The organism is Pseudopedobacter sp., from assembly GCF_040392825.1.
In the GTDB taxonomy this organism is placed as follows: domain Bacteria; phylum Bacteroidota; class Bacteroidia; order Sphingobacteriales; family Sphingobacteriaceae; genus Pseudopedobacter.
The window spans coordinates 1-12,122 of record NZ_JBEBVH010000111.1; the positions used below are offsets into that span (position 1 = coordinate 1).

At 36.8% G+C, this 12,122-nt stretch carries 9 protein-coding genes; 1 reads left to right on the top strand and 8 read right to left on the bottom strand.

Annotated elements, in window-relative coordinates:
* Positions 1 to 312 precede the first annotated feature (312 nt).
* On the bottom strand, positions 313 to 1,548 hold the full coding sequence (gene ilvA / locus ABWO41_RS09495) for a threonine ammonia-lyase IlvA (RefSeq protein ID WP_353136994.1): 1,236 nt from the start codon (positions 1,546 to 1,548) through the stop codon (positions 313 to 315).
* Positions 1,549 to 1,718: 170 nt separating this feature from the next.
* Between ilvA and ABWO41_RS09500 the strand changes: the two genes are divergently transcribed.
* Entirely contained in the window at positions 1,719 to 2,942 is a 1,224-nt protein-coding gene (locus tag ABWO41_RS09500; protein ID WP_353136997.1) for a fasciclin domain-containing protein, read from the top strand.
* 163 nt (positions 2,943 to 3,105) lie between these two features.
* Here the strand turns inward: ABWO41_RS09500 and leuB are convergent, their stop codons facing one another.
* The 7 genes from leuB to ABWO41_RS09535 form a co-directional block, all read right to left on the bottom strand.
* Positions 3,106 to 4,164: a 3-isopropylmalate dehydrogenase gene (leuB, locus tag ABWO41_RS09505; protein ID WP_353137000.1), complete on the bottom strand. Its 1,059-nt coding sequence runs from the start codon at positions 4,162 to 4,164 to the stop codon at positions 3,106 to 3,108.
* An 83-nt stretch (positions 4,165 to 4,247) separates the two neighbouring features.
* Positions 4,248 to 5,768, bottom strand: coding sequence for a hydroxymethylglutaryl-CoA lyase-like TIM-barrel protein (locus tag ABWO41_RS09510; protein ID WP_353137003.1), 1,521 nt, complete (start codon positions 5,766 to 5,768; stop codon positions 4,248 to 4,250).
* Positions 5,769 to 5,945: 177 nt separating this feature from the next.
* Positions 5,946 to 6,542, bottom strand: coding sequence for a 3-isopropylmalate dehydratase small subunit (gene leuD / locus ABWO41_RS09515; RefSeq protein WP_353137006.1), 597 nt, complete (start codon positions 6,540 to 6,542; stop codon positions 5,946 to 5,948).
* A 120-nt stretch (positions 6,543 to 6,662) separates the two neighbouring features.
* Positions 6,663 to 8,057, bottom strand: a complete 1,395-nt coding sequence (gene leuC, locus ABWO41_RS09520) for a 3-isopropylmalate dehydratase large subunit (RefSeq protein WP_353137009.1) — start codon at positions 8,055 to 8,057, stop codon at positions 6,663 to 6,665.
* A 27-nt stretch (positions 8,058 to 8,084) separates the two neighbouring features.
* A complete protein-coding gene (locus tag ABWO41_RS09525) occupies positions 8,085 to 9,590 on the bottom strand; it encodes a 2-isopropylmalate synthase (RefSeq protein WP_353137012.1) in 1,506 nt (501 codons plus the stop codon).
* A 136-nt stretch (positions 9,591 to 9,726) separates the two neighbouring features.
* Positions 9,727 to 11,196, bottom strand: coding sequence for an ATP-binding cassette domain-containing protein (locus tag ABWO41_RS09530; RefSeq protein WP_353137015.1), 1,470 nt, complete (start codon positions 11,194 to 11,196; stop codon positions 9,727 to 9,729).
* A 104-nt stretch (positions 11,197 to 11,300) separates the two neighbouring features.
* Positions 11,301 to 12,122, bottom strand: an 822-nt coding sequence (locus ABWO41_RS09535; protein ID WP_502945642.1) for an NADP-dependent ketol-acid reductoisomerase, incomplete at its 5' end; no start/stop codon positions are given.

Consider the following 12,122-nt stretch of genomic DNA (forward strand, 5'->3'; position numbering starts at 1 on the left):
ATTAAAGTATGGAAATAGGTTTAGCCAAAAAAAGGCTGAGTTTTGCGACTTTATTGCAACAGTTCTTGATAAATCATTATTAAATGCAGTCAATCTTAACGAGTCTTTAGATCTCATAACATTTATAGTCTTATTATTACTGCAATAATTGAGCGTGTCACTATTTACAACAAGATAAGAGGGTGAGGTAGTATTGACTGTTACGAGAGTACTCTTGGAGTTAGATAAAGTTGCGCAAGAATTGAAGATATAGCAGATGTACAAGCCATAAAATAACAAGGTACATCTTTTTATTTTTGACATCTTAATAGCTTAAATGAAGTACTCAAACAGCGTTTCATCCTGATTGATTTCCTTAAAGTCGAAGTTATAATGTGCCATTCTTTTGACTAAAGAATCATAGTCCTTAGCATCTTTTAATTCTATGCCGACTAAAGCGGGGCCTCTTTCCCGTTCAGTTTTCTTAATAAATTCAAAACGGGTAATATCATCATTAGTACCCAAAACTTCATTTACAAATAGTTTTAGAGCGCCCGGACGCTGCGGAAAACGGACAATAAAATAATGTTTAAGACCTTCATATAAAAGAGAACGTTCTTTAATTTCTCCCATCCTGTCTATATCGTTATTCCCGCCGCTGATAATACAAACTACTTTTCTTCCTTTAATTTGTGTCCTGTAATTGTCCAAAGCGGTAATAGAAAGAGCTCCCGCCGGTTCTACAACAATGGCATCTTCGTTATAAAGTTTTAATATAGTTGTACAAACTTTTCCTTCAGGTACACTGCTAATATTATCTACCAGTTCTTTACAAGTTTCAAAATTTATTTTGCCAACACGTTTTACAGCAGCACCATCAACGAATTTGCTTATCTTTTCTAAAGCTACTGGCTTGCCTGCTTCCAAAGCTGCTTTCATAGATGCCGCTTCTTCGGGTTCAACACCCGCAATAAAAACCTGGGGTTTATTCTTTTTCAGGTAAAGGGAAATACCAGAAATTAAACCTCCACCTCCAATTGGAGCAATAACAAAATCAACACCGGGAAGATCTTGCAGAATTTCTACGCCAACAGTACTTTGCCCCTCTATAATTGCAGCATTATCAAAAGGAGGAACAAATACCATATTATGTTTTTCAGCGTATGCCAAAGCTTCCTGCTGGCAGTCGTCAAACGTATCACCGGTAAGAATAATTTCCACTTTGTCTTTACCAAACATATTTGTTTGGTTTATTTTCTGCTTGGGTGTAGGTTGGGGCATAAAAATTACACCATTAATGCCTAAATGCTGACATGAATAAGCGACACCCTGTGCATGATTTCCTGCACTGGCACATACAACTCCTTTTTTTGCTTGCTCTTTAGAAAGCGCACTTATGAGATTGTATGCACCTCTTATTTTGTAAGATCTGACAATCTGTAAATCTTCTCTTTTCAGATAAACCTCGCATTGATACCTTTCAGAAAGTCTTTGATTGTATTCCAACGGAGTTTTTTTTACAATGCCTTTTAATCTCTCGGCTGCTGCAAACGGATTGATAGATATCATAATGCTTGAGTTGATCGACGGTAAATGTACTAAAAACTAAGTTTTTACTGGAAATATATTGCGATAAGCAGTAATTGTTTTAAATAGTAAAATACCAACCTCTAGGTATTGATTTTGCTTAGAGGGGAATCTAGCTTTGTCAATCATATAATTAGCTTAATTAAATTGATATGAAAACATTTTATACCTTTTTGTTAGGAGTTTGTGCGATAGCTATAGCTCTTGTGTCGTGTAAAAAGAGCTCGACTCCTGAGCCTGAAAAAACTAAAAGTGAAACAGTTATCGAAAATTTAACTGTCGAATTGGCGAAGCAACCTGAAGTGGCGGCGTTTTCTGAAGCTTTTAAGAATATTTCTTTAAGCGAAGAGGAAGTAAAAGACGGATTGACCATATTGGCACCTACAGATGAAGCACTTAAGAGCTACCGACCTAATACCGTAAGCTATTCAAAGAATAGCGCGAAAATACTCGCAGATACTAATGCGCAAAAGCTTACCCAAGAGCGCCTTAAAGATCATATTGTTAGAGGAGTTTTAGCTAAAACAGATCTTACTGATGGAAAAGTATTCACAAGTTTAAGTGGAAAAGTACTAAAAGTAACAGTTGACGGTCAGGAAATTAAAATAAATGGTGTGACGCTTACATTTGTTTCTTCTTCTGATTCACAAATGATATATACCATATCGCAGGTGCTTACAATTACCGATTCTAAGATTTATTTACCCGTGAAGTTTACATACGCCGTAGACACGTTTTTGAGCTATCAAAACATAACTTATGTTGAAAATACTCAATTAATATCTTCTATTGAAGAAGGTATGTTAAAGCGGGAATTTATTTATCATGGAGATAAGCTTCAGAAGGTTATTCGATATCAAAAAGACATGGTTGCAAAAGAATGGAGGAAGATATATGAAGATATTTATGAATTAAATAGCAATGGAGATGTTAACAGAATAAATACGAAACGGGCGTCGAATGGCGAGAATTCAAGCTATCAGTTATTTACTTATAATTCTCAAAGATTGACTTCAGTTCAATATTACACTTATAGAACACCAGAATTTGCAGAGCATACATATACTAATAGTTATGAATATGACATATTTGGTAACATTAAAAAACTTATCGAATCTAGGCCAGGATCAGATGCTCTTATTGTAAATTTTGAATACGATAATAAAAACGGTATATATAAGTATGTGAAAAATCAGGGGGGCAACCTAAACAAGAACAATAATGTTATTAAAAATTCGGTGAATCATCCTAATGCTGTTCTTCTTAGCAATACTTATCTTGAGTATAATTCAGCCGGATATCCTGTAAAATATATAGCTACGTCTTCTACAACTCCGGTTACTACAACTGTAACCGTGGAATATATTGAACAATAGTTTTTCGATTTGTGAAGGTTTAGTTTAGAAACGAATTCCCTATCATTTAAGCGATAGGGAAATTATTACCTGTATTGAAGCAAAAAAAACCGGCGTTATAAACGTCGGTTTTCAATATATTCAAGCTATAAGATTTAATATAAATCAATTACTTACAACCCGATTAGATATTCTCAGCTAACCAGTTTCCAACTTCGCTGGTTTTATAAGTCTTATTTGATCCTGCTAAGTCTTCAGTAACGATTCCTGCAGCTAAAGATTTGTTAACCACTTCTCTGATAGCTTCTGCTTCTTCCTTTAAACCAAAAGCATCTTCGAACATCATTGCCGCAGAAAGAACAGTAGCTAACGGATTAGCAATGTCTTTTCCTGCAGCTTGTGGATAAGAACCGTGAATAGGCTCATATAAAGATGTATGAACACCTTTAGAAGCAGATGGCATTAATCCCATAGAACCAGAAATTACAGAAGCTTCGTCAGTTAAAATGTCACCGAAAAGGTTTTCTGTAATCATTACATCGTAAGAGTTAGGCCATTGTACCAAACGCATGGCAACAGCATCTACGAATTCGTAAGATACAGTAACTTCCGGATAATCTTTTTCCATTGCCTGTACAGTTTCTCTCCACAAACGAGAACTTTCCAATACGTTGGCTTTATCAACACAACATAATTTTTTGCCTCTGGTCATGGCTAATTCGAATCCCAATTTAGCCAAACGTTGAATCTCTGCTCTTGTATAAGTACAGGTATCGAAAGCAGTATTTCCATCGTCTTTTCTGCCTCTTTCGCCAAAGTAAATACCACCAGTTAATTCACGTAGGATAATTAAGTCAGTACCTTCAATTCTTTCTCTTTTTAATGGAGAATTATCAATTAAAGAAGGAAATGTAAAAGTAGGACGAACGTTTGCAAATAAGCCTAATTTTTGGCGCATTTTCAATAATCCCTGCTCTGGACGAACTTTCGCTTTCGGATCGTTATCGTATTTGGGATCGCCAATTGCACCAAAAAGTACTGCGTCTGCAGCCATACAAACTTCGTGAGTTTCATCCGGATAAGGTTCGCCACATGCATCAATAGCTGAAGCACCTGTTAAAGCTTTTGTCCAGTTGATTTCATGGTTGAATTTCTTAGCCACAGCATCACAAACTTTAACAGCCTGGTCTACTACTTCTGGTCCGATACCGTCACCCGGTAAAAGGGCAATATTTAATTTCATTTTTTCTTAGTTTGTTCGTTATTAGTTCGTTTATTGTTAGTAGTTATCTGTGGACTAACCATCTAATAACTAACTACTAACAACTAAATTATATTTAGCATTTTTTGTGTCGCAATGATAGCGCAAACTGTTTGATCAGAATCCAGGCCTCTTGTAGTAAAGGTTTTGTTTTCGGTTTCCCAGATAATTGTAGTCTCACATAAAGCATCAGTACTACTTCCCGGAGCAATTCTTACCGTATAATCTACCAGTTTAGGCAAAGCCAATTTCTTTTTCTTATAGACTTTGTTTAGGGCATTCATAAAAGCATCAAATTGTCCGTCGCCTTGAGAATTCTCTTCAAAAAGTTCACCATCTATCTTTACTGCAACAGTAGCAGAAGGGCGCAATCCTTTAGAATGTGTTAAAACGTAGGATTCTACGGTTACTTTTTCGTTATAAGAGGAACTTTTATCCAGTACATCAGAAATGATATATGGTAAATCTTCTTTGGTAACAGTTTCTTTCTTATCCCCAAGTTCAATAACTCGCTGTGTTACTTTCTTTAAATCTTCATCATTTAGTTTTAAACCTAATTCCTGAAGATTTTTCTCGATATTAGCTTTGCCAGATGTTTTGCCTAAAGCGTATTTACGCTTCCTTCCAAAACGTTCAGGAAGTAAATCACTAAAATACAGGTTTTTCTTATTGTCTCCATCTGCATGAATACCTGCCGTTTGTGTAAAAACGTTATCTCCGGTTATTGGCTTATTGGCTGGGATGCGAACGCCTGAAAAAGTTTCTACCAATTTACTTACTTTATAAACAGAAGATTCCTTTACATTGATTTCAATTTCTGGTAAAAAGTCATGAATTACAGCAATTGCACTTTCAAGAGGAGCATTTCCTGCTCTTTCTCCCATCCCGTTAATAGTTAAATGCAGTCCATTAATTCCCGCTTTTACAGCTTCAAGAATATTGGCCGTACCTAAATCATAATCGTTATGAGCATGAAAATCAATATGTAAATCAGGATAAGCCGATTTTACTTTCGATATAAACGAACTTGCTTCCCACGGAGTTAAAATACCTAAGGTATCCGGAAGCATCACCCGTTTTATAGGTTGAGTTGATATAAAATCAAGATATTGAAATACATATTCCGGAGAATTACGCATTCCATTGCTCCAATCTTCCAGATATACATTGGTTGATATACCATTTTGCTGAGCAAGTTCAATAACCTGTTTAATATCTGCAAAGTGTTGCTCAGGTGTTTTCTTTAATTGATGTGTGAGATGATTTAAAGAGCCTTTGGTTAAAAGGTTTTGGACTTTTACACCAGCTTTTACCATCCAATCTACAGATACACCTTTATCCACAAAAGTGAGAACTTCAATTTTGTCCAGATAATTATTTTCGCCGGCCCAGGAACAAATATTCTTTACAGCTTCAAACTCACCGTCCGAAACCCTTGCAGAGGCTATTTCAATCCGGTCTACATGGAGCTCTTCCAGTAATAGTTTAGAAATGGTTAATTTTTCGGAAACGGAAAATGAAACTCCTGATGTTTGTTCTCCATCGCGGAGAGTGGTGTCCATTATTTCTATTTTCCTTTTACTCATATATGTGTTTATTGTTAACCTTACCCCAACCTCCCAATAAATCGGGAAGAGGGGAGTAAGAATAGTGCTTTATTTAGCGTTTTAGTATTCGGACATTGTTCTTCCGTCTTCTAATACCTTTTGCCTTTATGCTTTTTCATCTTAGCTTTAAGCCTTTTGCTTTCCGCCTTTAGCCTTTTAAAACGGTCTTGTTTCGGCAAAAGCTTCAATTTCCGGAGTCATGCTTTTTAAGTAATCGATATCATCGAAACCATTTAACATGTTTCCTTTTTTGTAAGTGTTGATGTCAAATTTCTCTGATTCACCGGTAGCCAATATAGTTATTGTTTGCTCGGGAAGGTTGACTTCTAATTCTGTTTCCGGATTGTCGTAAACAGCAGCAAATATTTTTTCCAGGAATTCCGGGCTTATTTGAACCGGTAATACACCAATATTCAAACAGTTATTTTTAAAGATATCTGCAAAGAAGCTGGAAACTACGCATCTGAAACCGTAGTCATATACTGCCCATGCAGCATGTTCTCTTGAAGATCCGGAACCGAAGTTTTTACCGCCAACTAATATTTTTCCTTTGTAAGTAGAATCGTTTAGAACGAAATCTGCTTTAGGAGTATTATCTGCATTATATCTCCAGTCGCGGAAAAGATTATCACCAAATCCAACTCTTTCTGTTGCTTTTAAGAAACGAGCAGGGATAATTTGGTCAGTATCCACGTTCTCGATAGGAAGTGGAACTGCAGTACTTGTTAATATATTGAATTTATCGTAAGCCATTTTTTTAGCCTCACCCCAACCCCTCTCCGAAAGAGAGGGGCTTACAGGGTCTGTATTTTAATGTTCTTAATTCTGTTATTTACGTTTGCTACTTTCTGCCTTTAGCCTTCGGCGTTCAGCTTAAATTAAAGTTCTCGGATCAGTAACTTTTCCGGTAACAGCAGCAGCAGCAGCTACTAGCGGACTAGCCAACATTGTTCTTGAACCTGGCCCCTGTCTGCCTTCGAAGTTTCTGTTGGAAGTACTTACCGCATATTTCCCAGCAGGAACTTTATCATCATTCATTGCTAAACAAGCAGAACAACCTGGCTGACGCAACACAAATCCAGCTTCAGTAAGGATATCCAAAATACCTTCTTCTTTAATCTGGGCTTCAACGATATGAGATCCTGGTACTAACCATGCAGTAACATTATCTGCTTTATGTCTGCCTTTAACTACAGAAGCAAAAGCTCTGAAATCTTCGATTCTGCCATTTGTACAGCTTCCTACGAAAACGTAATCTACCTGTTTTCCAATCATCGCGTCACCTTCGTGGAAACCCATATAATTTAAAGATTTCTCGTAAGTAGCAACGCCACCTTCAACCTGTTCTGCGTTTGGAACAGATTGCGAAATACCAATTCCCATACCAGGGTTAGTACCATAAGTAATCATTGGTTCTATATCGGAACCTGCAAAAGTATACTCTTTATCAAAAACTGCATCAGCGTCAGTTTTCAAAGTTTTCCAATACTCCATTGCTTTGTCCCAACCTTCACCTTTAGGTGTAAATTCGCGACCTTTAATGTAATTGAAAGTTGTTTCATCTGGGGCAATCATACCACCGCGGGCACCCATTTCTATACTCAGGTTACACACAGTCATACGACCTTCCATGCTCATTTTTTCGAAAACTTCACCGGCATATTCAACAAAGTATCCTGTAGCGCCAGATGTAGTTAATTTTGAAATGATATATAAAGCAACATCTTTTGGAGTAACGCCTTTATTCAGGTCTCCGGTAATGTTGATTCTCATTTTCTTTGGTTTTGGTTGCATGATACATTGTGTAGTCAAAACCATTTCTACTTCTGAAGTACCAATACCGAAAGCGATAGCTCCGAAAGCACCGTGAGTAGAAGTATGAGAGTCACCACAAACAATCGTTGCACCTGGTTGAGTAATACCGTATTCGGGACCTACAACGTGAACAATACCATTTTTTTGGTGCCCTAATCCCCAGTGGCTAATACCATATTGCTTAGCATTTTCTTCCAACGCTTTTAACTGGTTTGCAGAAAGCGGATCTGCAACCGGTAAATGTTGGTTGATTGTTGGTGTATTATGGTCTGCAGTAGCGAAAGTACGGTTTGGATATAACACAGCGTTTCCTCTGTTTTTCAAACCTAAGAAAGCTACCGGACTCGTTACTTCGTGGATCAGGTGTCTGTCAATAAAAACAACATCTGGTCCATCTTCAATCTTACGAACAACGTGGCTGTCCCACACTTTATCGAATAACGTTTTGCTCATTTTTATATCGTTTTTTCTTTTTACTAATTAAATAAATTTGTTCACTGCATCTAAATATGCTTGCGCAGATGCTTGAACAATATCTGTATGGAAACCATAACCCATATAAGTTTTACCATCGTAAACTAAAGTCATGGTTACTTTACAGCTATCTGTACTTCCACCATGAATAGAGTCGATATGTAATTCTTTCAAATTGATATCTTTTCCGATAATTGCATTCACTGCATTGATAGTTGCGTTTACCGGTCCGTTTCCTGTTGCAGAAGCTTCTTTTACTTCATTTTTATACTCAATTTGGATGGTTGAAGTTGGTACTAAAGGATGTCCGCATTGCACTTGTAAAAGTTTAATATGGATTCCATCTTTATAGTTATTGTCTCCTTCACCCATCAAAGACAATAAATCATCGTCATTGATTTCTTTCTTTTTATCGGCTAAAATTAAGAATCTTTCGTAAACTTCTTCTAAATTAATCTTATCTGCTACATATCCTAAACGCTCCAAATGGTGTTTTAATGCGTGGCGACCACTTCTTGCTGTTAATATGATTTCAGATTGATTAATACCCACATCCTCCGGATTAATAATCTCGTAATTCTCCCTGAATTTCAATACACCATCCTGATGGATTCCCGAGCTGTGTGCAAAAGCATTTTTACCAACAATAGCTTTGTTTGGTTGAACTGGCATACGCATCATGCGGCTAACCATTCCGCTTAACTGATGGAATTTTTTGCTATTGATATTGGTGTATTTACCTAAGGTAGTATGTGTTTTCAGAACCATGGCAACTTCTTCCAAAGAGGTGTTACCTGCTCTTTCGCCAATACCGTTAATGGTACATTCTACCTGTCTTGCGCCGTTCATGATACCAGCAATAGAATTTGCTGTTGCTAAGCCTAAATCGTTATGACAGTGCACAGAAATAATAGCCTGATCAATGTTTTTAACGTTGTCCATTAAATACTTGATTTTAGCTCCGTATTGGTCCGGTAAACAATATCCGTTTGTATCTGGAATATTAACCACTGTAGCACCGGCAGCAATAACAGCTTCTACCATCTGAGCGAGGAAAGCATTATCTGCTCTACCAGCATCTTCTGCATAGAACTCAATATCTTCAACAAATTTCTTCGCGTATTTTACAGCTTCAACGCCTCTTCTCAAGATTTCTTCTCTGGTACTGTTGAATTTGTATTGAATATGCATGTCTGAAGAACCTATTCCCGTATGGATTCTAGGTCTTTTTGCATACTGTAAAGCAGCAACTGCAGCATCAATATCTTTATTGTTAGCTCTTGTTAAAGCACAGATAATAGGCTCGCTAACAGCTTTAGACAATTCTACAACGCTTTGGAAATCGCCGGGGCTGGAAATAGGGAAGCCAGCTTCAATAACATCAACACCCAGTAATTCAAGTTCTTTCGCAATTTCTATCTTCTCACTTGTCGTTAACTGGCAACCAGGTACTTGCTCTCCATCTCTAAGAGTGGTATCAAATACGTAAATACGGTTCGGATCGTGTATCATATTTTATTCTATTTTTTAAGGCCTAAGCCCAGTTTTTTTAATTTTTTGCTTGAACTTCTATTTGTTCAAATCTTTATTTAGAAGCCGGTTTTTATATCGGCTTGTTGATTTCAATTTTAATTTGAGGATCGATGATTTACGCTTCTTCGGTAATATTTATTTCTTCAATCACTTTTACATTTCCTTTATCCAGCACAATTCTTTTTTCGAGTGTATTTGGTAGTGCAGATTCGTAATGGCCAACATAAATTAATGTCATACCGTTACTACATAATTCGTCTACCAGACGATTAAAGTATTGTGTTTGTTGCTGATCCAAACCCTGACAGGGTTCGTCTAAAATCAATAATTCCGGATTTTTGATAATGGTTCTTGCCAATAGCACTAAACGTTGCTTACCTAAAGGCAAAGTACCCATAGTTTCATTTTTGATGTTTGTAAGGCCGAAATAGGCAACCAAATCATCTACTTGTTTTGCCTTAGTATAAGGCAATTCCAGTTGAAGTCCGAAATTATCATAAAGACCGGAAGCAACACTTTGCCATACAGTAGAAGATGTATCAAAATACCAATGGAATTCAGGAGAAATTAATCCAATTCGTTGTTTAATATCCCAAATACTTTCTCCGCTTCCTCTTCTGTTTCCGAAAAGATAAAGTTCATTGGCATAAGCTTGCGGATGATCTCCGTTTACCAAACTTAGCAATGTCGATTTACCGGAGCCATTATGGCCTTGTAAAAGCCATCTTTCACCTTTATTAACTTCCCAGTTTATATTTTTCAAAACCTGTTTTTCACCATAGCTGATATTGATGTTAACCATCCTGATAATGCTTTCTGATGAATACTCAGGAGATACCTTTAAGAACTCCGGAATTTCTCCTAAAGAGTAATCTGTATCTATCTGTAATCTGCTTGCCGAGGAAACCTCAACGATTTGTCCGTTTTCTAATAATGCGAAACGATTGATGCTTTCAGGTAGCTCTGTATCATTGCAGATTAAAATTAAGTTTACACCTGCTTTTGCAACCTCATCTAAAAGAACATTTAAGCTTTTACGGGAATTAACATCCAGCCCGGTGTAAGGCTGGTCTATAATAAGCAATTGCGGTTTCAACCACAGTGCTTTAACCAATTGAAGCTTTTTATGTTCTCCACTGGATAATTCAATCAGTTGAGAATCTTTTTGCCCCGCAAACCCTAAAGCATTGATGATAATCTCTGTCTGTATAAAATCTAAACTGTTTTCTTTTCCAAAAAGTTTAAGTTCTGCTTCGACAGTTAATGTTTCTTTCACTTGTAAGCTGGTGTAACGTTGCTGATAATAGAAATTAGCAACACCTTCCAGGTTTTTAAATTGATACCAGCTTTCTACATACGTAACACGGGCAGGTAATTTGCTGTTGGTATCAAAGTTAATGTCTACGTTTCCAACCGCACTTTGCGTTCCTGCAATGATTTTAGCTAAAGAGGTTTTTCCGCTTCCACTAATTCCATTCAATACCCAATTGTCTCCACGGTTGATGGTCCAGTTCAAATCCCTTAATACAACTTTGTGTTTGTATTTCAGATTTAAGTTTTGGATATGGACGACTGGTTCAGACATTTTAATTTTTTTATTTATAACCACAAAGTTCGCAAAGAACACAAGGAGCTTATAGAAGTCTTTGTGAAACTTTGTGTCCTTTGTGGTTAATCAATCTTATAATATTAAGCAGTTTTGATAGCTTTCATTGCAGTCATTGCTCCACGCAATTTTCTACCGATAACTTCCACTTGGTGATCACGTAAGATTTCGTTAATAGCAACTAATTCGGCATTATCAACAGAACCATCTTTACCTTCGTTGAAGTTTTTACCTACTAAGTCAGTATCAACAGTTTTCATGAAATCTGCTAATAAAGGCTTACAAGCCTGGTCAAATAAATAACAGCCATACTCAGCAGTATCAGAAATAACACGGTTCATTTCGAATAATTTTTTACGAGCAATTGTGTTAGCGATTAATGGTGTTTCGTGTAAAGACTCGTAGTAAGCAGATTCTGCTTTAATACCTGCCTCAACCATTGTTTCGAAAGCCAATTCAACACCAGCTCTTACAAAAGCAACCATTAAAAGATAATTATCAAAGTATTCTTGCTCGCCAATTTTAACATTACCAGCAGGAGTTTTTTCGAAAGCAGTTTCACCTGTTTCAGCTCTCCATTTTAATAGATTAGCATCGCCATTAGCCCAGTCTTCCATCATCGTTTTGCTGAACTCGCCAGACATGATATCATCTTGATGTTTTTGGAATAAAGGACGCATGATGTCTTTCAATTCTTCAGAAATTTTGAAAGCTTTGATTTTAGCAGGATTGCTTAATCTGTCCATCATACCGCTCACACCACCGTGTTTTAAAGCTTCAGTAATTACCTCAACACCGTACTGTACTAATTTAGAAGCGTAACCAGCGTCAATTCCTTTTTCAATCATTTTATCGAAAGAAAGGATAGAACCAGTTTGCAACAAGCCACAAAGGATAGTTTGCTC

Excerpts from the sequence above, each read along its gene's own strand:
- ABWO41_RS09530 (WP_353137015.1), bottom strand. The coding sequence starts at position 11,196 with ATGTCTGAACCAGTCGTCCATATCCAAAACTTAAATCTGAAATACAAA.
- leuD (WP_353137006.1), bottom strand. The coding sequence starts at position 6,542 with ATGGCTTACGATAAATTCAATATATTAACAAGTACTGCAGTTCCACTT.
- leuB (WP_353137000.1), bottom strand. The coding sequence starts at position 4,164 with ATGAAATTAAATATTGCCCTTTTACCGGGTGACGGTATCGGACCAGAA.
- ilvA (WP_353136994.1), bottom strand. The coding sequence starts at position 1,548 with ATGATATCTATCAATCCGTTTGCAGCAGCCGAGAGATTAAAAGGCATT.
- ABWO41_RS09510 (WP_353137003.1), bottom strand. The coding sequence starts at position 5,768 with ATGAGTAAAAGGAAAATAGAAATAATGGACACCACTCTCCGCGATGGA.
- ABWO41_RS09525 (WP_353137012.1), bottom strand. The coding sequence starts at position 9,590 with ATGATACACGATCCGAACCGTATTTACGTATTTGATACCACTCTTAGA.
- leuC (WP_353137009.1), bottom strand. The coding sequence starts at position 8,057 with ATGAGCAAAACGTTATTCGATAAAGTGTGGGACAGCCACGTTGTTCGT.
- ABWO41_RS09500 (WP_353136997.1), top strand. The coding sequence starts at position 1,719 with ATGAAAACATTTTATACCTTTTTGTTAGGAGTTTGTGCGATAGCTATA.